Annotated in this window: 22 protein-coding genes; 9 read left to right on the top strand and 13 right to left on the bottom strand. The window is 67.2% G+C overall.

The features are described from left to right. Positions 1–294: 294 nt before the first annotated feature. From ACFWI9_RS15760 to ACFWI9_RS15750, 3 genes are all read right to left on the bottom strand, one after another. Positions 295–1044, bottom strand: a complete 750-nt coding sequence (locus tag ACFWI9_RS15760) for an SURF1 family protein (protein ID WP_387162262.1) — start codon at positions 1042–1044, stop codon at positions 295–297. Positions 1045–1249: 205 nt separating this feature from the next. Next, the gene (locus ACFWI9_RS15755) at positions 1250–3016 is read right to left on the bottom strand and encodes a prolyl oligopeptidase family serine peptidase (protein WP_387162288.1); all 1767 of its coding nucleotides are present in this window, start codon (positions 3014–3016) and stop codon (positions 1250–1252) included. A 167-nt stretch (positions 3017–3183) separates the two neighbouring features. After that, positions 3184–3633, bottom strand: coding sequence for a DoxX family membrane protein (locus tag ACFWI9_RS15750; RefSeq protein ID WP_387162260.1), 450 nt, complete (start codon positions 3631–3633; stop codon positions 3184–3186). Between the two features lie 181 nt (positions 3634–3814). On the opposite strand from ACFWI9_RS15750, the gene ACFWI9_RS15745 reads away from it, so the two are divergent. Together ACFWI9_RS15745 and ACFWI9_RS15740 are read left to right on the top strand one after the other, a co-directional pair. After that, positions 3815–5065, top strand: coding sequence for an amidohydrolase family protein (locus tag ACFWI9_RS15745; RefSeq protein ID WP_387162257.1), 1251 nt, complete (start codon positions 3815–3817; stop codon positions 5063–5065). A 132-nt stretch (positions 5066–5197) separates the two neighbouring features. Further along, positions 5198–5626, top strand: coding sequence for a hypothetical protein (locus ACFWI9_RS15740; RefSeq protein ID WP_387162255.1), 429 nt, complete (start codon positions 5198–5200; stop codon positions 5624–5626). 305 nt (positions 5627–5931) lie between these two features. On the opposite strand, the gene ACFWI9_RS15735 is transcribed toward ACFWI9_RS15740, so the two are convergent. Further along, on the bottom strand, positions 5932–6060 hold the full coding sequence (locus tag ACFWI9_RS15735) for a hypothetical protein (protein WP_387162254.1): 129 nt from the start codon (positions 6058–6060) through the stop codon (positions 5932–5934). Positions 6061–6538: 478 nt separating this feature from the next. On the opposite strand from ACFWI9_RS15735, the gene ACFWI9_RS15730 reads away from it, so the two are divergent. The 3 genes from ACFWI9_RS15730 (at position 6539) to ACFWI9_RS15720 (ending at position 9844) form a co-directional block, all read left to right on the top strand. Continuing rightward, positions 6539–7000, top strand: a complete 462-nt coding sequence (locus tag ACFWI9_RS15730) for a hypothetical protein (RefSeq protein WP_387162252.1) — start codon at positions 6539–6541, stop codon at positions 6998–7000. A 17-nt stretch (positions 7001–7017) separates the two neighbouring features. Beyond that, positions 7018–9324, top strand: coding sequence for a tetratricopeptide repeat protein (locus ACFWI9_RS15725; protein ID WP_387162250.1), 2307 nt, complete (start codon positions 7018–7020; stop codon positions 9322–9324). Between the two features lie 205 nt (positions 9325–9529). Next, positions 9530–9844, top strand: a complete 315-nt coding sequence (locus ACFWI9_RS15720) for a DUF5958 family protein (RefSeq protein WP_387162249.1) — start codon at positions 9530–9532, stop codon at positions 9842–9844. A 92-nt stretch (positions 9845–9936) separates the two neighbouring features. Here the strand turns inward: ACFWI9_RS15720 and ACFWI9_RS15715 are convergent, their stop codons facing one another. From ACFWI9_RS15715 to ACFWI9_RS15675, 9 genes are all read right to left on the bottom strand, one after another. After that, positions 9937–10374 carry a hypothetical protein gene (locus ACFWI9_RS15715; protein WP_387162247.1) on the bottom strand — a complete coding sequence of 146 codons (438 nt, stop codon included), beginning with the start codon at positions 10372–10374 and terminating at the stop codon, positions 9937–9939. Between the two features lie 12 nt (positions 10375–10386). After that, a complete protein-coding gene (locus ACFWI9_RS15710) occupies positions 10387–10884 on the bottom strand; it encodes an integrase (RefSeq protein WP_387162246.1) in 498 nt (165 codons plus the stop codon). Next, the gene (locus ACFWI9_RS15705) at positions 10877–11455 is read right to left on the bottom strand and encodes a hypothetical protein (protein ID WP_387162244.1); all 579 of its coding nucleotides are present in this window, start codon (positions 11453–11455) and stop codon (positions 10877–10879) included. The genes ACFWI9_RS15710 and ACFWI9_RS15705 overlap by 8 nt, the downstream gene beginning before the upstream one ends. 26 nt (positions 11456–11481) lie before the next feature. Continuing rightward, the gene (locus ACFWI9_RS15700) at positions 11482–12135 is read right to left on the bottom strand and encodes a hypothetical protein (RefSeq protein WP_387162241.1); all 654 of its coding nucleotides are present in this window, start codon (positions 12133–12135) and stop codon (positions 11482–11484) included. Continuing rightward, the gene (locus ACFWI9_RS15695) at positions 12132–12356 is read right to left on the bottom strand and encodes a hypothetical protein (protein WP_387162238.1); all 225 of its coding nucleotides are present in this window, start codon (positions 12354–12356) and stop codon (positions 12132–12134) included. The genes ACFWI9_RS15700 and ACFWI9_RS15695 overlap by 4 nt, the downstream gene beginning before the upstream one ends. Before the next feature lie 436 nt (positions 12357–12792). Beyond that, a complete protein-coding gene (locus tag ACFWI9_RS15690) occupies positions 12793–14121 on the bottom strand; it encodes a VanZ family protein (protein WP_387162235.1) in 1329 nt (442 codons plus the stop codon). 64 nt (positions 14122–14185) lie between these two features. Beyond that, positions 14186–14431 (bottom strand): hypothetical protein, encoded by a 246-nt coding sequence (locus ACFWI9_RS15685; RefSeq protein ID WP_387162233.1) that lies wholly within the window; start codon positions 14429–14431, stop codon positions 14186–14188. Positions 14432–15271: 840 nt separating this feature from the next. Further along, positions 15272–16519, bottom strand: coding sequence for an XRE family transcriptional regulator (locus ACFWI9_RS15680; RefSeq protein WP_387162231.1), 1248 nt, complete (start codon positions 16517–16519; stop codon positions 15272–15274). A 158-nt stretch (positions 16520–16677) separates the two neighbouring features. Next, on the bottom strand, positions 16678–17016 hold the full coding sequence (locus tag ACFWI9_RS15675; protein ID WP_387162229.1) for a GntR family transcriptional regulator: 339 nt from the start codon (positions 17014–17016) through the stop codon (positions 16678–16680). A gap of 484 nt (positions 17017–17500) precedes the next feature. Here ACFWI9_RS15675 and ACFWI9_RS15670 point away from each other — a divergent pair, with 484 nt between their 5' ends. From ACFWI9_RS15670 to ACFWI9_RS15655, 4 genes are all read left to right on the top strand, one after another. Further along, the gene (locus ACFWI9_RS15670) at positions 17501–17800 is read left to right on the top strand and encodes a hypothetical protein (RefSeq protein WP_387162227.1); all 300 of its coding nucleotides are present in this window, start codon (positions 17501–17503) and stop codon (positions 17798–17800) included. Further along, the gene (locus ACFWI9_RS15665) at positions 17797–18762 is read left to right on the top strand and encodes a DUF2637 domain-containing protein (RefSeq protein ID WP_387162226.1); all 966 of its coding nucleotides are present in this window, start codon (positions 17797–17799) and stop codon (positions 18760–18762) included. Before ACFWI9_RS15670 ends, ACFWI9_RS15665 begins: the two co-directional genes overlap by 4 nt. Continuing rightward, a complete protein-coding gene (locus tag ACFWI9_RS15660; protein ID WP_387162224.1) occupies positions 18759–19139 on the top strand; it encodes an RRQRL motif-containing zinc-binding protein in 381 nt (126 codons plus the stop codon). The genes ACFWI9_RS15665 and ACFWI9_RS15660 overlap by 4 nt, the downstream gene beginning before the upstream one ends. Before the next feature lie 116 nt (positions 19140–19255). Next, a partial coding sequence (locus ACFWI9_RS15655; protein ID WP_387162285.1) for a cell division protein FtsK occupies positions 19256–21234 on the top strand: 1979 nt, incomplete at its 3' end.

Below are 21234 nucleotides of genomic sequence, written 5' to 3'. Positions count from 1 at the left end.
CCCCGGCCCGCGGCTGGGGCCAGCGCCGTCCGCGGGCCCAGCCCGGTCGAGGTTCGCGGCCCGCGCCCACCCGCTGGGGCTTTGGCCGTCCACGGGCCCATTCCGGTCAAGGCCCCAGTCCGGTCGAGGCTCTGCGCCATCCACGGCCCAGCCCGGTCGAGCCCCGCACCGTTCAGCCCCAGGCCGGTTGAGGCTTCGCCACCACCCGCGCGCCCCCTGGCTGCGGCCCAGGACCGGCTGAGCACCTCGCACACTCGACTCAGGGTGCCGCCGGGGGATCAGGTGGTCGGGCGGTCAGGCGGGATCGAGACCCAGTGCCGCGTCCCGGGCCGCCTCCGCCTCACGCCGGACGAAGCGGAACCACATGAACACCACGAAGCCCGCGAAAGCGAACCACTCCAGCGTGTAGCCCAGGTTCTGGAATGCCTTCAGGTCGAGTGTGCTACCCCCGGGCGCCGCTGGGGGCACCGGCTTGAGCCCGTCCGATGCCCTGGGCAGCGTGATCCAGGCGTCGTACACCTTGTCCGGCACCAGGTTGACCAGCGATGCCGCGCTGATCATGCCGACCTGCCCGCTCGGCAGCCCGCCCGCAGTGTGGGCACCGGAGGTGCCGGAGGTCTCCGAGGCCTGGAGCGCGCCGGTCACCGTCACCTCCCCGGCGGGCGCTGCGGGCGCCAGACCCCCGGTGGGCAGCCATCCCCGCACGACCGGCAGTGCCTTGCCGCTGCCGGTCGTCAGCAGCGTCAGCACATAGGAGCCCGGCTTGCCGTCCAGCTCCCGGTCCGGCACGAGGAACTGCCGGCCCCAGCGCCCGGTCGCCGTCGCCTGCCGCCCCGAGGTCTCCGCGTCCACCGGCAGCAGCTCATCGAGCGCCACTGGCACCTGCGTGCCGCCTTCCGGCCGCTGCTCGGCGGCCTGATGGGTGGCCACGCGGTCCTCGAACCGGCCGAGCTGCCAGGTCCCCATGAACACGCAGAAGGGGATGCTCAGCACGACGAAGAGGTTGATCCCCCACCAGCGGGGGGTCAGCAGGAACCGGTACACCCCTACAAGGTACGGAACACCCGGCTTGCGCCGACCCCCGCCCCCCGCACGAGCCCGCCGGACCCGGGTACCCGGGTCGGCGGGGGTCTCGGGACCAAAACCCCCGCGTACCCGGGCAGGATCACCTGACTTCACTATCCAGTTCTCAAGGATCAGCCCTCAGGAGGGGAGTCGAAGACGGGCTTGTCCGCGTTCCACGAGAGGTTCACGCATTCAGATGCCTGGCGGCGAAGTCCAGCTCAAGTCGGACCTGCTTGATCCGCTCCTCCACCACCAGTGATCCGTGCCCCGCGTCATACCGGTACACCTCATGCTCCGCGCCACGGGCCGAGAGCCGGTCCACGTAGTTCTCGACCTGGCGGATCGGACAGCGCGGGTCGTTGACCCCGGCGGAGATATAGACGGGTGCCCGCACGGCGTCCACATATGTCAGTGGCGACGAGGCCTCGAAACGCTCCGGCACCTCCTCCGGTGTCCCACCCATCAGGGTGCGGTCCATCGCCTTCAGGGCCTCCATCTCGTCGTGGTAGGCCGTCACGTAGTCCGCGACCGGCACCGCGGCCAGGCCCAGCGCCCAGACGTCGGGCTCGGTCCCGAGGCCGAGAAGGGTGAGATACCCGCCCCAGGAACCACCCGCCAGCACTAGCTTCGCCGGGTCCGCCAAGCCCGAGGCCACGGCCCACTCGCGGACCGCCGCGATGTCCTCCAGTTCGATCAGCCCGACCCGGTGCCTGAGGGCGTCGGTCCACTCCCGCCCGTATCCGGTGGAACCCCGGTAGTTCACCCGGACCACCGCATAGCCGTGGTCCACCCAAGCAGCGGGACCCGCAGCGAAGGCGTCGCTGTCGTGCCAGGTCGGACCGCCGTGTATCTCGAAGACCGTGGGGAACGGCCCTTCTCCGGTCGGCCGCTGCACCAGCGCGTGGATCCTCCCGCCCGGACCGTCCACCCAGGCGTCCAGAACACCCACAGACCCAGGCGCCTTCAACCCCGGCGGATCCAGCACCTCACGCCCCGCCGTGGACCGCACCTTCGGCGGCGGCGCCGCCGACGACCACACGTACTCCACCGTGCCGTCCGGCCGGGCCGTAGCACCCGAGACCGAGCCCGCCGGGGTCTCCACCCGCTCCAGCTCACGCGCGACCGGGTCGTAGCGCCAGAGCTCGCTGCGCGCCTCAAAGCTGTGCCCGATCAGCAGGGCCGACCCGTCCGGATACCATTCGGCACTCACATCGCCGGGCAGGCCGATCGACAACTCCGTCTCCTCGCCCGAGGAGACGTCCCACAGCATCGGCTCCCATCGCCCGCGCCGCTGGTGGCCGACCAGCAGCCGGGTGTCCCCGTCCACCGGTGCGAAACCGAGCACCTCAAGGCCCAGTTCCTCGGTGCCGTTCTTGGTGTCATCCAGCTCCGCCACCGTCACCCCGTCCAGGGTGACTACGCGCAGTGCCGGATGCATGGCGTCGCCGTGCTCCGTGTGCTCTATCGCCAGCAGGGTCCCGTCCCGGGAGAGATCGCCGACGCCCGCCGACTCCCGGTGCCGGTAGATCTCGACGGGCTCAACTCCGGGCCGTACGACATGGATCGTCGTCCCGTCCTCGTCCGTCGAACGCCCCACCACCGCCGTACCGTCCCGCCCGAGCGCCAGCCCGGCCCCGTACGAGGCGTCGAGCCCGGGCGCCGCCGGCTCGTCGGTGCCGCCGTGGAAGGGCTGCCGCAGCCACACCCCGAACTCGTCCCCGTCCCGGTCCGCGAACCACCAGATCCACTCGCCGTCCGGGGTGAGAACGCCCTCCGTGGTCCCGTTCGGCCGGTCGGTGACCTGGCGCTGCTCATCGGTCGACCGGTCCCATGCATACAGCTCGTATGTCCCCGTGGCATTGGACACGAAGAGCGAGCGGTCCGGCGCGTCCTCCGCCCAGGCGGGCAGCGAGACCCGCGGCGCGCGGAAACGCTGCTCCCACAGAGGCATGGCCGATTCGGGCCGGCCTGCGATCTGACCGGCGTACTGACCGGCGTGCTGGGCTGCGTAATGGTGGTCGGAGGGTTGGCCGGAAGGCGACGTGGACTCGGTGATCTCAGTCATGTCCTCCATTCTGCGCCGCACCGCCACCGGGCGCCCTCAGCCTGTGGATAACTTCAGTGGAACAGCCCCAGCGCCTGGTCAAGGGACCAGGTCTGCCAGCTCATACCGAACAGGGCGACCGTCGAAATCAGCCCCATCATCAGGTTCTGCCCCTGCTCCGCCCAGTCGTGGATCATGAGTGCGAGATAGATCAGATTGAGCAGCAGGCCGGCCACGAGGGCGACGGGTGTCAGCAGGCCGAATATCAGCCCGAGCCCGAGGGCCAACTCGGCGTACGCGACGACGTAGGCCATGAGCCGGGGCCGCGGCTTGACCACCCTGTCGAACCCCTTGCTGACGAAGCCCCAGCGATGCTTGTCGGCGACCCCCGCGGCCCAGGTGATCCCGCCGCCACCGAACCACGTCTTCTTGTCCTTGTGGCGCCAGCTCTCCAACCACCACAGGCCGAGTCCGATCCGGAGGACCGCGACCCATTCCGCACCGGTGAGCCAGATCGTCTGCATCCCGCAGCCTCCTCCGCCGTACGTCCTACTCGTCTGACAGTTCGTCAGTTTCAACTCGGCGCGACGGGTCGCGCAAGGGTTCCGGCGTGCGCTTCGTCACGCCCTTGCGGCATTCCCGGCGCTCCCCATACCCTGAATCTGATGGACCGTCAGATTGCTCGAGAGGCAGGGGGTAGGCGACGTGACCACCGATGAGAACGCCACCGCGGATGTGTCCGTGGGCGTGTCCGTGGACGTGCCCAAGGTCATCAGCGTGGATGACCACGTCATCGAGCCCGCACACCTCTTCGAGACCTGGCTCCCGGCCAAGTACCGCGACCGGGGCCCGAAGCCCTTCACGGCAGGCATCGGCGAGCTGGAGTACATCGGCGGCAGGTACCGGTTCACCACGGATCCCGAGGGGCAGCTCACGGACTGGTGGGAGTACGAGGGCGAGCTCTTCCCGTACAAGCGGATCATCGCCGCTGTCGGCTTCTCACGTGACGAGATGACCCTCGACGGCATCACACGAGAACAGATGCGCCGCGGCTGCTGGGACCCGAAAGCCCGGCTGGAGGACATGGACCTCAACCACGTCGAGGCGTCGCTCTGCTTCCCCACCTTTCCGCGCTTCTGCGGCCAGACCTTCGCCGAAGCCAAGGACAAGGAGGTCGGACTCGCCTGCGTCAGGGCCTACAACGACTGGATGGTCGAGGAGTGGTGCGGCGACAGCGGTGGCAGGCTGGTCCCGCTCTGCCTCATCCCCCTCTGGGACATCGACCTCGCCGTCGCCGAGATCAGGCGCAACGCAGCCCGTGGGGTTCGCGCCGTCACCTTCAGCGAGATCCCCACCCACCTGGGTCTGCCCTCGATCCACTCCGGCTACTGGGACCCGTTCTTCGCCGCCTGCGAGGAGACCGGCACGGTGGTCAACATGCACATCGGCTCCTCCTCCCAGATGCCCGCGGCATCCCCGGACGCACCCCCGGCCGTACAGGCGGCGCTGAGCTTCAACAACGCCATGGCATCGATGATGGACTTCCTCTTCTCGGGCGTCCTCGTGAAGTACCCGCGCCTGAAGCTCGCGTACAGCGAGGGCCAGATGGGCTGGATTCCGTACGCCCTGGAGCGCGCCGACGACGTATGGGAGGAGCACCGCGCCTGGGGCGGTGTCAAGGACGTGATCCCGGAACCCCCGTCCATGTACTACTACCGTCAGATCTTCTGCTGCTTCTTCCGTGACAAGCACGGCATCGAGGCGATCGAGACGGTGGGCGTGGACAACGCCACCTTCGAGACCGACTACCCCCACGTCGACTCGACTTGGCCCCACACCAAGCAGGTGGCGGCCGAGCATGTGGCGGGCCTCCCGAAGGACGTCGCGTACAAGATCCTGCGCGGCAACGCCATCCGGATGCTGGAGCTCCCCTTCGACGCCGGCACCGCGCGATGACGTGACCATTCCCCTCTAGGAGCGGATATGCCGAGGCCCAGGGCTTTCGTCGTGTCCGCGTCTCTCCCGCAACCGGCCGCCGGACCGCGCTGGCTCGACTGATTGTCAGTGCCTCCTGTCAGGATCCGCGGTATGACGCCCTTGCTTATCACCGACATCGAGCGAGCCGTTCGCAGCAGTTGGAGCGCCGAGACGTGCACGCCTGAATACCGATCGCGCTGGAACAAGGACAATCCAGCCCGGGACCAGTGTGGAGTGACCGCCATGGTGGTCAACGACCTGCTGGGCGGTGAGCTGATCCGGGGCGAGGTCCACGTCAACGGAGAACGCGTGGACTATCACTGGTGGAACCGCCTGGGAATGGGCGTCGAGGTCGACCTCACCCGTGAACAGTTCGGTCCGGAGGAGATCGTCACTGGAGGCATCGCGATACCCCGCCCGCCTGAGACCGAATGGCCCAGGCTTCGTGAGGAGTACGAGCTTCTCCGCGACCGCGTCCTGGAGAAGCTCGGTCGGAAGCAGGCGACGGCCTCTGCGGCCGCGCCTCATCCGCGGGCTTGAACCAGCAAAACGCACGAAGTCGTGATAGATCTCGCTGCGCCCCGCCGGTAGTGGCTCGTCGGGAGCGGCGGCATGCAGCTGACAGAGCATCGCCGTCATCAGTGGAACGCGGGCGAGTTCGGACAGTCTGCTGCGCTCCAGCGACCGGACAAATCGCCTTGCAGTGTCTGCCGGGTCACGGAGGGGCGGGCTGGCATTGCGAAACCAGCTGCAGGCCACAACCTCCAAGTCGGCGTGTCGGAAGGGCTGCAGATTCGCACCACGTCTGCGCACAGGAAGCTGCACGTCTGTTCCTCGGCGGGACGCTACTGTGCTTGCGGAGCTTCGTCCTGAACTAGCTGGGCGGCGGTGGTGACCGGTCCCTGCCGCACCGCAAAAGTCCCGTCCGCCACGAATACCGAAGCCCCACCGCGCATGATGACCACCACCGTCATGCCACTGGTTCCTTACGTTGACCATGAAGCGGCGGCCGCACCGGCCGCTGCCCCGGCAGGTCGCCCACGCGAGATGAGGACTCGCGCCTTGAGGCGATTGCTTCAGCTGTGTCAGGCGGCTGCTGAGGCGGGATGTTCCCCGGGGCTTCGCGAGCGACGGTGCTTCCCAGGTCCAGCGCTTGGCTCGTGATCGACACGATGTCTCATGGGACATGCTGAGCGCGAAGAAGAGCTCCGTGCCGATCTCGCCAACAGAAGAGCCCCGGGTCACCGTCCTGACAAGCTGGCCGGAGCGGGTGACGGGAATCGAACTCACGCTCTGAGCTTGGGAATCAGGGTGGCTGCTCAATCGGTGAGACCCTCGACAGCCTCGCGGCCCGCTCACGCCGCCGCATCCGCTGAACGAGAAAACCCCAGGCCGGGCGCTTGGTTGGTGGTTCGGCTGATCGGGTGGGGGTCTCGTCCTATGCTGGGCTTCTTGTCCGTTGATGGGTGGGGTGTTGTCGTGTTGGTCGAGGGACTGATCGCGGTGGCGGCGGCGGGTGGCGGGGCGATCGTGCAGGCGGCGGGGACGGATGCGTGGGCTGGGATTCGCAGCGGTGTCGCGCGGATCCTTGGCCGCGGCGGGTCGGGTCGGGAGCAGGCCGAGCTTGAGCGGCTCGATCAGACCCGGGCCGAGCTGGAGTCGGCCGGTGACGGCGCTTGGGCGGAGCGGGTGCAGACTGTCTTGGTGACCCGCTGGCAGACCCGTCTGGAGATGCTTCTTGAGCAGCTCCCGGATGAGGAGCGGCAGCAGGTGGCTGCGGAGCTGGAGGCTCTGGTCCAGCAGGCGTACGCCCAGGCCCCGGTGCAGACCACGCACAACGACTTCAGCAATGCGACATTCACCGACAGTCAGGTTCTGGGCAGCGGCACGCAGAACAACACGATCAACCGGTAGTGGTACGGGCGGCAGGCATGGGGGCGAGGAACAGGTCCGGCAAGCGTAAGAGCGGCAGGAAGAAGGACAAGCGTCCCGAGCAGGGACAACGGGTCGGTAGCAGTTTTGCGGGGGCGTCGTTCGAGCGCAGTCAGGTGCTCGGTAGCGGGACGCAGACCACGAAGATCAACGTGCAGGCGTATGCGGCGGTGCCGACGGCACTGAACTCTCTTCCAGGGTTGCCGCTGGAGTTCACCGGCCGCGAGGATGAGATCGCCAAGTTCCTGTCCATGCTCGATCCCGGGAGCGGTTCGGGTGCGGCGGTCGGGTCGGTGGCGGGGCTGCCGGGCGTGGGCAAGACCACCCTCGCCCATGCCGTGGGGCATGCCGCGCTCGACAAGGGCTGGTTCACGGGTGTGCAGATGGTGAACCTGCGCGGCTACGACCCGACCCCTGTCCCGCCGGAGGACGCGCTGGAGGCGCTGCTGCGAGCCCTTGGTGTCGCGGCCGACCACATTCCGCCCACGCTGGACGAGCGGGAGGGGCTCTACCGGTCCCAACTCGACGCTCTGGGAAGGGAGGGGCAGCGGGTTCTGATCCTGGCGGACAACGCCTCGACTTCGGAGCAGGTCCGGCCGCTGCTGCCGGCCCGTCACCACGCAGTGCTGGTGACCTCCCGGCACGCCCTGCCCGGGCTCGGCACCCGCCTGTTCAACCTCCACCCTCTCCAGCCGGATGCCGCCGTCGACCTCCTGCACCAGCGGCTGGAGGTCGCCGATCCCGACGACCGGCGGGTCGAGGACGAGCCCGCGGCCGCGGAGGAACTCGCCGCGCTCTGCGGCTACCTGCCCCTGGCACTGCAGATCGCCGCCGCTCTCCTCGCCGACGACCGGGACCAGCCGCTGTCCGAGCGGGTGCGGATGCTCACCGACGCCGGCACCCGCCTCGGCGGCCTCGACGACGGCGAACGCAACCTGCGCGCCGTCTTCGACGAATGCCTCACCCGCCTCACCCACCAGCAGGCCGATCTCTACCGCCTCCTGGGTCTCCACCCCGGCCCGGACATCTCCACTGACGCCGCCGCAGCCCTCACCGACCAGCCCGCCGACAAGATCACCCCGCTGCTGCGACAGCTGGTCCGAGCACGCCTGCTCACCCAGAACAGCCAGGCGCGCGACCGCTGGTCCATGCACGACCTCCTGCGCGTCCACGCCCAGGAACAGGCGTGCACCACCATGGACCGCGGCCGTGTCCCCCGTCGGCGCTTCGAAACGGCCCGCACCCGACTCACCGACCACTACGTCCGCCACGCCGAAGCGGCCGACACCCACCTTCAGCCGCCCGGCGAGGCGGTGTCGACGCTGTTCGCCGGACGGGAGCAGGCGCTGGCGTGGTTCGACGCCGAACGCGAGAACCTCCTCGCCACCGCCCACACCCACGCCCGCACCCAGACAGCCCTGGACCTAGGATTCACCCTCGGCCGCTACCTGGAGTGGCGACGGCGACTCCAGGACCTGGTGACCGTCCGCGCCCACGCACTCGAAGCCTGCCAGGCACTCGGTGACGCTTTGAATCTAGCCGGCGCCTGGAACAACCTCGGCGGCGCACTCAAGGAGCTCCGGCGCCACGCGGAAGCACTCGACGCCCACCGAACCGCCCTCGACCTCTTCCAGGAGACCGGCGACACCCGCGGCCAAGCCATTGCCTGGAACAACCTCGGCACCGCACTCAAGGAGCTTAAGCGCCACACGGAAGCACACGACGCCCACCGAACCGCCCTCGACCTCTACCAGCAGACCGGCGACACCCACCGCCAAGCCATTGCCTGGAACAACCTCGGCACCGCACTCAGAGAGCTCAAGCGCCACGCCGAAGCACACGACGCCCACCGAACCGCCCTCGACCTCTTCCAGCAGACCGGCGACACCCACCGCCAAGCCATTGCCTGGAACAACCTCGGCATCGCACTCAGAGAGCTTAAGCGCCACGCGGAAGCACTCGACGCCCACCGAACCGCCCTCGACCTCTACCAGCAGACCGGCGACACCTACGGCCAAGCCCACGCTTGGAACAACCTCGGCACCGCCTGTCGAGGCCTGGAGCGATACGCGGAAGCGATCGCAGCTGGGGAGAATGCGATTGCGATGCTGACCCAAGAAGAAGACTGGGCGCGTACCGGAGAAGCATGGGCCGAGTTCGCCACCACCCTGAACGCATCCGGTGCCGAACCGTCCCGGGTTCGAGAAGCATGGGAGCAGTCCGCCACCGCCTACATTCGCGCTGGCGACGACGAAGCAGCAGCCACATCCTGCGCGAATGTCGAGAACCCACCACCAGGCACCTGACCATGGGCTCCACCGTGCGCTGGGTGGCGGACGCCGTAGGCTGGGCTTCGCTCGGGGCGGCCACGGAGGTTCGTCATGCCCCGCCCCATCTGGTCCGGCGCCATCAGCTTCGGCCTGGTCACTTCTCTGAACCAGTGACTGCCTTCCGTCGAGGAGGTCGGCAAACCTGTGGCGCATGCCTGCCGTCCCGGGCCAGGATGCGGTTGTGCGTGACGTCCGGAGTGATCCCGAGTTCCTGCGCGAGCACTGCATACAGGCCCGTGCCGTTACCGAAGACGGGCCGGAGAGCGTCCGCCGCTCCGGGCTGCGCCCGACGCACACGCCCGCGGTGCTGATCACCCGCGGCCAGATCAAGCAACAGCTTCAGAAGATCATCGACCTCACACCTGTCGACGAACGCCGTAAGGCGTTCCGCCTGCTGGTCGCGGTGCTCGCGGTCGCGGACGAACGGCGCCGAGCACGCTTCTGCTCCGACGGATGCGGTCACTGGTGGCACAGCCTGCCCCTGGCTGGCGAGTGATAGTGAGTCACCGTGCCGTTGTCCCCGGTCCCGGGGCTCCATCTGCAGCCGGACGGTGTGGCCGCAGCGCCCATGCGCACGAATCGTTGGCCTCAGCCGATTACCGAACTCAGGGTCCGCAAGGCGTCATCGTATTGGTGACGGTCGAACTGAAACTGGCCGAATGACACGTAACCGCGAGTCTTGCGGTGTGGTTGCTCGAAGGCGCCCCAGGTCACGAGGTCGGCTGTCGCGGTGATGCGGGCCATGAGCGGCCAGCATCCCCACTCGCCGCATTCGCAACCGAGGACGGGTGTCTTCGGCCCCATGGCGCTGGTGGACCGTCCGAGGAAGTGGTCCTGCATCGGTCCGAACCGGAAGAACGCCAGGGTCAGGCCGCCGTAGGCATCACCTGCAGGTTCCATTTTGGCCGAGATCTCGAATCCGTCGATCAGCTCGGTGAGTGGTGCTCCGTCGATGTGAGGGACCACCACGAGCGGGCCGGCGTCGCCTCGGGGATGGCAGTCGAACCGGATCTCATTGCTGATCATCCCGTCATTGTCTCAGCGGTGCGCTGCTCCTTTCTGTCGGGAGGGTTGAGCGGGGGCCTGGCGAGGCATGCCGAGGTTGTTCGGCATACCTCCGGAGACGGCGTCGATCTGGTCGATCTTGGCTTCGGCGCCGGCAAGGCTGACGCGCAGGCCATCGATCTCACCGAGCCAGCCCTCGGCTTCGACGATTCGGTCGAGGAGGTTGTCGCGGATCTCCACGAGCCGGCCGCGCTGCGCGGGGTCGGGGCGAAGGAGGGAACAGCGGACGCAGGCGTGCTCGTGGATGCAGGCGGTGCCGTAAGCGCGGGCGCAGGTGCCGACGGAGAGTTTGCGGCGTTCGAAATGGCCGAGGAAGTCCTCCCACTCGGCGTCGGTGGGGGTGCGGTCCTCCTCGGCGGGGCGCAGTGTGCGACGGCGGGTGATGCAGGCGCGGTGGGCTTCGATGGTCTCGGTGGGGTAGACGGCTAATGGTGGAGTCGGGTATTGGAACTGTCCGAATGCCTCAGCCATGGCGGACCCATGAGGTGAACTCGTCGGCGAGGCCGGGCGGGTTGGCGGTCTCGGTCTGACGGGCGATCGCCTCGTAGTACTCCAACTCGTGGACGATCACCGGCACGGTTCGGCCGACAGATTTTTCGATGACGCCGGTCGTATGGAGGGTTCGGGCGAGCTGGCAGCAGGTCTGGTTGAAGCGGTCCATGATCTGCGCGGCGAGTGGCCCGATGGCTGAATCCCAGTCGGCGAGGTCGGTCGGCTCGTCGTACCAAAGTCCGAGTTCGGTGATCCACTCCTGGCGAGCTGTGGCCCCGGCGGGGTCGCTGGTCAGGTCGCCGACCACAGCCAGCTCGTTCTGGATCCAGAAAGCGTAGTTCCAGCGGGCTTCTGCCTGGTCAGAGGCATCCTGGATGCTGCGTCGGGCCTGAGTTTCAGTGTTGTAGCCGATCGTCAAGGTCGGCTGACGAGGGTCGTCGTCCTCGTTGTCGATGAGGAAGGAGACAGCGTAGATGTCGCCGGCGTTGGCGGCCGGGATGGATGCGAGGGCTCTCTCGACGAGATGCTGGAGGTGATCGTTGAACGTCATGGTCGGCGGGGTCCTGTCGGTCAGGGTTATGAGTTCCACTGGTCGCAGTACTCGATGTGGATCTCGCGCGCGTCGCCGAGAATGCCGTCGTTGGAGTGGAGCTCGGTGCAGAAATGCGGGTAGCTCGGATGGACGGGGACGTATCCGGGGCCGTTTCGGGCGACGTCGAAGAAGTGCCGGGCGGTGTCCCTGAACACCTTCGCGCTGCCGGTCATGAACAGGGTCTCGGCGTGGAGATGCTGGTGGAACAGATCCCGGTTCTCCTGGTAGTGCCGTGCCTCGTGGTCAATCACGGCTTCGTCGGTGTGTCCTGGGCCGGGCAGCGTCACGGTCTGCGGACGCCCTGGGCCGAGCCGTCCTCGTATTTCCTTCCAGCGTGAGGGTGCGAACTGGAGCGAGTGATGCAGCAGCACGAGATCAAGCTGCCGTGTGGCGTCTTCTGGCAGCTCGCGTGAGGGGCCACGGTTCCCCCGCATCGGCAGGTGGACCAGCGAGCGCGGCGAAGAGGCAGCGAGCTTCCATAGCCCACCGATTCGCTGGGCGGCGTCCTGATCGAGGTAGGTATCCAGGTGACGATCGTGGTCGATGAGCACGGCGTGGACCAGGGGCCGGGCTGGTCGGATGACCTTGAACTCCGTGGATCCGAGGCGTGCTTGGTGGATGGTGATGGGTAGCTTCATTGTTTCTCCGGGACACGGCGGCTGACATCGGCAGCGTAAGAGGCCCAGTCGCCGGCTGATGCCTTCTGCCATTGGACGGCGACTTGAATGTGGACGCTGAGTACCCGGGCGAGGATGGCGGCGGGCAGTTCGGCGGCGAGGGTGAACAGTGCGGTGGAGCGGTCCTGCCGGGGTCGGATCCCGATCTTGTGGAGACGCTGGCCGATAAGCGTTGGACGCACGCCGGGCAATGAGTCCTGGCTCGCCCGTGGCTGCCCTCGACGCGCTGCTGAAGGCTCGCCGGTAGGACACTGTCCTGGAGACGAATTCCAAGATCTTCTCCAGGATTTCTCCAGAGAGCCCTTGAGAAACAGGTCAGGCCCGGTGCTGATCTCTCAGCACCGGGCCTGACCTGGTGTTTCCCTGTCGGGGTGGCGGGATTTGAACCCACGACCTCTTCGTCCCGAACGCGATCAGGCTTCCTTGTCGCCTTGCCACCTGTTCACTGACATGCTCGTTCGGCTACAGATCAGTCCATTGCCGTCCGGGACGGTCCTGGGACGGCTGTCTCGTTTGGCCCCCCGTTTGGCCCCCGGCCGCTCCCAGGTGTGCTTTGGGCTCCGACCGCTTTGCGTCCAGGCGATGGCACTGCGGAGACCGCTCGGTCACTCCCGTAGATTAGCCCGGACTCCCGATCACCTCTCCTGTCTTGGCATTCACCAGCACCGTGACAGGACTGGGTCCGGCGGGCGCCTCCCCGCCATTCCCCTCTGTCGAGGAGAGGAGGAAGTTGACGGCCCAGCGAGTCTCCCAGACACCCTGAGCGTTCTTCTGCATGAGCATCTGCGCCTCCTTGAACTCACTTTGGCCTTGGAGGTGCCGCTCGGCCGCCTTGCGAGCCTGTTCCAGCGTGACGGGATGTGCAGGCGGCGTGGCGGGTGCCGACTCATTCCTGCCCGTGAAGGAAGAGATACGCCCGTCCCTTTCCACGATGACGTCCATGCGCATGGGCATGAGGACACCGTCGACGTAGGCACGCCATGCCACGATGCGCTGCGCGCTGCCGGCGGACGCCGGCCTGGCCACAGCCTTGCTCCCGCGCAGGGCCCAGGGGAATCGGCTGCGCACAAACGCCGTGGCCTGCGTAGTGGCGTCAGCGTCCCTCTTGAGGGGCTTGTTGGTGACTCCGGGGAGGGAAGTTGCGAGGGTGGATCCGGTGATGAACTCTGCTCCGGCGGTGAAGGCGAGGGTTCCGTCCTTCAAGCTGACAAGGGTTTGGTCCGGCTGGCCGTGCTGGCCCGCGACCGTCTGCACAGATGTGATCTCGCTCTGGGATCCGAATACCTGGTGCACTACGCGCTCTGCCGTCTCCTTGTCCGTGCTGCCAGCGGTGACCAACTCGGAACCGGCGACAACAGGTGTCACCACGAGACTTGCTACAAGGAAGATCACCGCACCACCGGCGGCACCAATCTTCACGCCGAGTGTGAGGTCCGCTTGCTGTCCGGCAGGCTGGAGACCGTTGTAGGGGCGCAGCCGCCCTACCACTGCCGCGGCAAATGCACCGATTACGGCCCCGATCGAATTGGCCACAAGGTCTTCGGAAGTGCAGGAACGCCCGATGTGCGCGGTGACAGCCTGTACCAGTTCGGTGGCTCCGGAAAGGAGCACCCCTCCTGCCAAGCAGACTGCGGGACGCCGTAGGAGCAACGTGGCGAAGAAGACCACAGGGATGAAGAGCGCGACGTTCATCAGTCCCTGCTGGGTAGCCAAAGGCCCCAGCAGGTCCTTGTTCACCGTGCACACACCAGAAGCTCCGACCCCGATATGACTCGGGTACAAAGTGGCGGTGATCTCACCGGAAACCGAAAGGCCGAAGAAAATTGACAGCGCCTTGGGGCGCTCGTACCTGCTCGCGAGGTACACCGCCGCTGCGGATGCCAGGATTCCCGTAATCAGGAAGGCCGGGACAATCCACGGGTTTCCGTTGAGAATGGCACCTATCATGATAACCCCATAAAGAATGCATGCCCGGAGGCCCAAAGGCGGGCCCCCGGGTTTAGCAGCTTATTTAACAGCCTGTGGCAGGAGGCGTATTGAAGGTCGTCTGGCCCACTACGGACATGTAGCCGACTGCGGAATAGCAGGCCGGGTAGTAGTAAGAATCCTTCCAGGAGGTGCTCTTCGTAGTACCCGCGCTCTGGTTGAAGAGCCCGGCGTAGACGATCGGACCGCCGTTGTAGGATCGCCCGAACTTCGCGGTGATGGCGCTGCCGGAGTTCTTTTCATAAGAGACACCGATGTTGCCATAGTCCACGCGAGCGCTTCTCGATATCCCCACGGTGAGCATCCCGTGCGTCGTGGTAGAGCACGACCAGTAGTAGCCACAATTACCGTCAGCGGAGGCTGGCGTCGCAACCCCCAGCCCAACAACGCCCGCCATGGCGAGCGTAAGTGTCATTCTCTTCATTTTCCCTCCCCTTTTCGTGGAGAAATCACCCCCACGTTGATCTTGATCGTACACATGGTCGCCACGGTGCGCAAAACAGAATTTACGCAGAGTGGTTCAGGCTGGAGGGTTGCTGCCTCGAAATCGGAACAGGAAATTCCGATTCCATAATTCAAGTGGAGGAATGCAAGGATGGCGTCCCGCTGAGCGGTGTAGTGGATCAAGGCGCCGGAATCCGCAGGCCATCCCGCATCGGCGCGGTGCGAGGCTGCGGATGGTGCTGACGGCAGGTCAGTCACTGTGCGACTCGGGAGCCATGTCCCACGGGGTGGTCGGCGCGCGGCCTACCGGAACACATCGAGCAAGGTCGCTTACACCACGAAGCCGGACATGATCACTGGGAATCCCAGGCGCTTCAACCAGGCGCCTGCATGGTCCTTGCTGCCGCTGAACTCACCGGGGAAAGTGCCCGCCCCTGTACCCACTTGTGAGCTACTCCGGAGATCGCTTTCGAGTCATACTCCCGCTCATCATGTACGAGGACAACGGGCCTCGCTGAAGCCGTACTTGGACGGGAATGCCTCTCGTCCTAGTTCGTCGTATTCAACGACCGTCTTGAGCACGGACTCCCGTGTGATCGCTCCTTCGCACATGACTGAAGGCCGTAGCCGCCGGAGGAGTAACAAGTGTGAACTGGATCTAGCGCACTCATCGAGGCATGAACCCCGGCTTCTGCTCGGCGAGCGCGCGAAGTCGTGCCAGGTAGTCCTGCGCCGTCGGCTCAGAGCTGTACCGGCGCCGCATCTCGGCAGCAAGTTCACGGCTGGTCATGATCAAGGACGGCACTGACTGACGGTTCCCTTCGAGGGCTCGTTCACCCATGATCAGCGCTTGTTCCAAGTCGCCCTCGCGGGCCGCTGTGACGCCTAGCGTGACGCGGGCTTCGGCGTTGCGCATCGGCGAGCGCTCGGTGCCGTCGAAGTCCGTTCCCGCCCTCAGTACCTCTTCGGCAAGCGTGCGTGCGAGCTTGTCCTCGCCGACCAAGCGGTAGCAGTCCATTGCGTAGAAGTCGAACTTGGCAGGGTCCACCACGAAGTGGTTGTCGAGGTTATCGGGGTGCGGCATCCCTTCGAGCATTCGCCGCCCCTTGTCCAGGGCGACCTCGACTTGCCGACGGTCTCCGAGCCGTGCCCATGCCTTGGCTTCCTGGGCAGCGAGCTGCACCGCCACGCCGTGATGTGCCGCCGCCTCGGCGCCGGCCTGCGCCGCGGCGATGACGCCGCGGTAGTCACCGGTCGTAAGGGCGAACCATGCTCGCATCTCGTGCGCCCACCCGGCGATCTCCGCATGGTCGGCTTCCGTCGCGAGCGACAGTGCAGCCCGTCGCGTCGACTCGGCGGCGTGGCGATCGCCCGCGTCGTACTCGACGCAGCCGACCAGCAGCGCGAGCCAACCTGATAGGGCGAGAACCTCGCGGTGCTGCGTGAGTGTGAGGCTCTTCGTGTGGAGTTCGACGACACGGCGCAGCCACTGCCGCCCCTCAAGGAGAAGCTGCTCACTTGGCATGAACGGGTACTCCGAGGCGAGCCGGTCCGCCGTGATTCTTAGGGCATCGAGCGTGGCGTTGTCGACGTCGGACCGGTTGAGACGGCTCACGATCTCCAGCGTTTCCATGCCGGACGCTGCCAGGATCTCTCGATCCCCGTCGCGCCGTGAGGGCGCCGGAAAGAGCGCGTGCGTGACTGTGCCGAAGAGCGCCGCAATGATCGGTTGGTAGAAGTCGTTCGGGGTCTGGCCTGACTCCCACCGCTTCCACTGGCGAATCATGCTGTCCTCTGCAGGCAGCTCCGTGGGAGCGTGTGCCCGCAGGGCCCGAACCGCGTCACGTTGCGACCAGTCGCGTGCCGTCCGCTCGGCAACGATCCGCCGCGCCCATGCGGGCCTGTCGTCGGTCATATGCCCTCCTCCGAGTGCCTACTCCGAGTCTCACCCGTGAGCCGGGGGGACAGGAAAGGGGACAGGGGGGTGTCACTGGGCATGCCCCCACCTCCGCTTCGGCGTCCCCCTGCTGTCACTTACTTCTCAACTCCCGTTCCCTGCATGCTGGTTGCAGATCACGCGCCACCTGGGCCGGAGTGCTCTTCCAGTGCTGCGACCCTTTCAGCCAAAGCCTGAATCTGGGAGCGGATTTCCTTGATGTCGTCGCGTACGTCGCTGCTGGGGGAAGGAGCCCCGTCGCTGACGAAATTGCCAAGGTTCCCGGCCGACACGATCAACCCTTCGGTGCGGAGCGCAGCCAAGCCGTTTTGGATGGTCTGGCTCGCGAATCCGAACCGGTCGATCAACTCGCGCTGTGACGGGAGCTTGTCTCCCGGCTTCATCTTCTCGATGTCTATGCGAAGCGCGTCCGCGACCTGCACCGCTTTCGGCTTGGGTCCTCCTGTGGCAGTCATGCTCTGAGCGTACCCACCACAGCGAACTAGAGCGCATCACCTCACAGGGGTTGTGAACCACAGCAGACTAGTGCAAGCTAGTCAGCAACTCCTCGCGGTTTCAAGTGACACCGCTTGACCTGCACGTATGGCTCGGGATTGCCCGTATGGCTGTCGTTTGCGGCAGTCGGAAGGCGGCTTCTGCCGCACGCCGCGGGCCCTGCGCTGATCGCTCCTTGAGAACTGAAAAGAGTGCCAAGGATTCGCCGCCTCTCCTGTGCGTCAAGCAGGCGGCGTGCGCGGGATTCCGTCCCGCGTGCTGAACAGCGCAACTTCGACTTCCGCGGCATCAGCCGCGGCCGGTTGCCTCCTCCGACCGTCCGGCCATGGGTCGTACGGGCGGGGTTGAGGGGAGCCGGATTCCTGGTTCCGACGGCGCGCACCCCCGGAGCGGCTACTCCGGGGGTGCTGTTCGGGCCGTTCCCGCTTGAGAGGAGCACGACCCATGAAAGCCATCGTTGCTGGTCATGTAGCTGTTACGGCCACAGAGTTCGTTGAACTCGCCTTGGGTACCCCGGTTGAGTTGTGGCTGGGTGTGGAGGGCGAGAGTGAGATGGAGCGCGCGGCCCGTCTGGATGCGGCCCGCGACATCCTTGCCGACTATCCGGGCTTGCCGGACGAGGTGTCCCGGGTCGCTGCGGAGGCGATCGAGGCGTTCGCGCCGGAGTTGTTCAACGTCACCCCGCTGGTCCGCCGCTCGGTGGCCCGGTACCGCACGCGTGGCCGCGGGGGTGTGGCGGCATGACGGCCACGACGAGCATGGAGCGGTTGGCGGTGCCGCCGCTTACGAAGCCCGAGATGGGCCTTGCTGGTGTCGGCGCGCTCGCCGCCGCTGGTGTCGGCGCTCTGGGCCTGGTGGCGTCATTCGACGCGGTGTCCGGGGCTGCGGCCCGGTGGGGGTTCGGTGAGCCGTGGATGTTGCCGGTCGGTATCGACGTGGCGATCCCGGTGTTCACCGTGGCGAACCTGCTGTTGATCCGGATGGACATGGCCTTGGCCTGGGTGCGGTTTGTGCCCTGGGTGCTCACGCTGGTGACCTGCGGGCTGAACGTGGCTGCTGGGCATGGCCTGTGGGCGAGGGTGGCCCACGGGACGATGCCGTTGCTGTGGGTGGTGTTCTCCGAGATCGGCGCCCACATCTACGCCGTCCGTATCGGCGCGGCGACCGGCCGGCGGATGGACAAGATCCGGTTCGGGCGGTGGCTGCTCGCCTTCCCCTCCACGTTCGCCCTGTGGCGGCGGATGACGCTGTGGGAGATCACCTCCTACAGCGAGGCTCTGTCGCGGGAGAAGGAGCGGCAGCTCGCGCGTGCTGATCTGCGCGAGGCATACGGGCGCGGGTGGCGCAGGCACACCCCGCACCGCACCAAGGTGCTGCTCAAGCTCGGGGACCTCGCCCCCGCCGCGGTCGACATCGAGCCGGACCCCGACCCCGAGCCGGTAGCGCCGGACGACGTGGCGCCTAAACCGCGCCGAAGCCGAGGTCGGAAGCCGAACACGAAGACGAAGCGCACGCGCACGGCGGCGGAGCTGCTGGCGGAGGCGCGGGAGGCCACTGCCGGATGGTCGGACGCTGAGATCAACGCCGAGAAGATCCGCACCGTGCTGCGCTGCTCGGCAGCCAACTCCCGCACCGTGCGGGATGCGCTGCTCGCCGAACGGACTGACGCCCCTCGCCTCGCCGAATTCGAGGGGGCGGCGGCATGAGCAGTGCCGCGTGCTACGACCCGACCGGTGCCCGCTACGGCATCCCCACCTACCCGTGGCGTCTCGCCCCCGACGGCTACGCCACCCGCCGCCAGCTCCGCGCCCACGGCTTACGTCCCGGCGGACAACCGGTCGCCGCGCAGCTCATGCGCCGCTCGCCCCGCCGCAGGGGCGGGGTGATGGTCGCCCACCTGTACCGCATCGAGCTCGCGAAGCCGGTGCGGCCGATGACGTCGCGCAAGTGGGGTGCGCTCGCCCTGGCGATCCTCGCCCGCCGCACCTGCCCCCAGTGCCACACGGACGCGGGGTACGTCATCCCGCCCACGCTCGGCACCTGCGTCCCGTGTGCCTACCCCGAGGAACAGCGCGCCGCCTGACCACAGCGGGCCCCGACCGAAGCGCATCTGGGCCCCTTTTCGACTCCGTTCCCAGGGAGGGACGTTCAGTGGATCGCGACGATGAGAACGAACTGTTCAACCGACTGGAAGCTGACATGGCCGCCGACTTCGTGCCTGACTCGGGTGCTGATGTGGTCGACCTGAGCAAGGCGCGGTCGGCGCGTACGGGGTCGGCCGACTCGCCCACCGACCCGACCGCCGACCCGCACCTGGATGGGTCGGGCGACCCGTCGGCGACGGTGTTGGTCGACCAGCCGACTGCTGCGGTGGCTGGTCCGGGGTATCTGGGTCGGTTGATGGGCGCCCGCCGTCGGGATGTGGTCCCGGTGTGGCTGCGGTCGACGTCGGAGCTGAAGACCGCGGCCACGTGGGTGGCGCGGCATTACGCGCATGCTGCCGGGTATCACGCGCTGCGCTCGCCGGTCTACGCCGTCCGCCTCGCCTTCCAGGCCCCGACCGGTGCGGCCCGGTTCGTCGGGGGGACGATGCGGTGGGTAGCTGACCGCGAGGGCGAGCCGGTCCGCCTCGCCGCTGTCCGCCGCGAGGATGCGGCCGACTACCTGAAGCTGTCCCGGCAGCGCGACGGACGAGTCCGACTCCGGACCCTGGTCGCGGTGCTGGCGATGTTCGTCGGGCTGGGTGCGACGCTCGCCCTCTATGTGCTGGCCCCTGGGTGGCTTCAGGCGCTGTCGGTGTCCGCGCTGGTGCTGGCGCTGGGATGGAAGGGCCGGCAGGCGGATGCTCCGGTGATCCACCGGGCGGTGGAGATGCCCAAGGCGATGAAGCTGACCAGTGACATCGTGCTGCGGGCGCTCGGCTCGCTCGGTATCCCTGCCATCAATCAGGCGCAGGCCAAGGGCAAGGAGGGGTTCGAGTTCACCGCGCCGATTACCCGGGATGGGCCCGGCTGGCGCGCGGAAGGCAACCTGCCCCACGGGGTGACGGTCACGGACATCATCGAGCGCCGCGAGCGTCTCGCCTCCGGGCTGCGCCGCCCGCTGGGCTGTGTGTGGCCGGAGGCTGTCACGCATGAGCACACCGGTCGTCTGGTGCTGTGGGTCGGCGATCAGGACATGTCCACGGTGCGCAAGCCCGATTGGCCGCTGTTGAAGGCCGGTTCGGTGGACCTGTTCAAGCCGGTCGCGTTCGGCACCGACCAGCGCGGACGCTGGATCGAGATCACGCTCATGTACATCGCCGGGATCATCGGTGCCATCCCCCGCATGGGAAAGACCTTCCTGCTGCGTCTGCTGCTGCTCATCGCCGCGCTGGATCCGCGGGCGGAGCTGCACACCTACGACCTCAAGGGCACCGGCGACCTCGACCCGGTCGGCGACGCCGTCTCGTATCGGCACCGGGCAGGGGAGGAAGACGAGGACATCGAATACGCCCTCGCGGACCTGCGGGCGCTGCAGGAGGAGCTGCGGCGGCGGGCGAAGATGATCCGCTCCCTGCCCCGGGACATGTGCCCGGAGTCGAAGGTCACCAGCGTGCTGGCGGACAAGAAGTCCCTTGGTTTGCACCCGATCGTGATCGGGGTGGACGAGTGCCAGAAGTGGTTCGAGCACGAGAAGTACGGCAAGGAGCTGGAGCAGATCTGCACCGATCTGGTCAAGCGCGGCCCCGCCACCGGGATCGTGCTGCTGCTCGCCACGCAGCGCCCGGACGCCAAGTCCCTGCCGACGGGGATCAGCGCGAACGCGTCGGCTCGCTGGTGTCTGAAGGTGATGGGTCAGGTCGAGAACGACATGGTGCTCGGCACGTCGAGCTACCGGCGTGGGGTGCGGGCCACGATGTTCTCGTGGGCGGACAAGGGCATCTGCTACTTCATGGGCGAAGGCGCCGATGCCCGCATCGTCGGCGCCACCAACATCGACGCTCCCAAGGCCGAGGTGATCGCCCTGCGTGCCCGGACGCTGCGCGAGCAGGCCAGCACGCTCTCCGGCCACGCCCTGGGCGAGGACTTCGAACCGGCCGATGCCACCACGTCCACGCTGCTGGCGGACGTTCTCGCGGTCATCCCCGAGAAGGAAGCCAAGGTGTGGAACGAAACCGTGGTGGAACGCCTCGCGGA

Origin of the sequence: Streptomyces sp. NPDC127084 (genome assembly GCF_042724175.1) — a bacterium.
Classification (GTDB): domain Bacteria; phylum Actinomycetota; class Actinomycetes; order Streptomycetales; family Streptomycetaceae; genus Streptomyces.
This window is presented reverse-complemented; position numbering and strand designations above follow the sequence as displayed.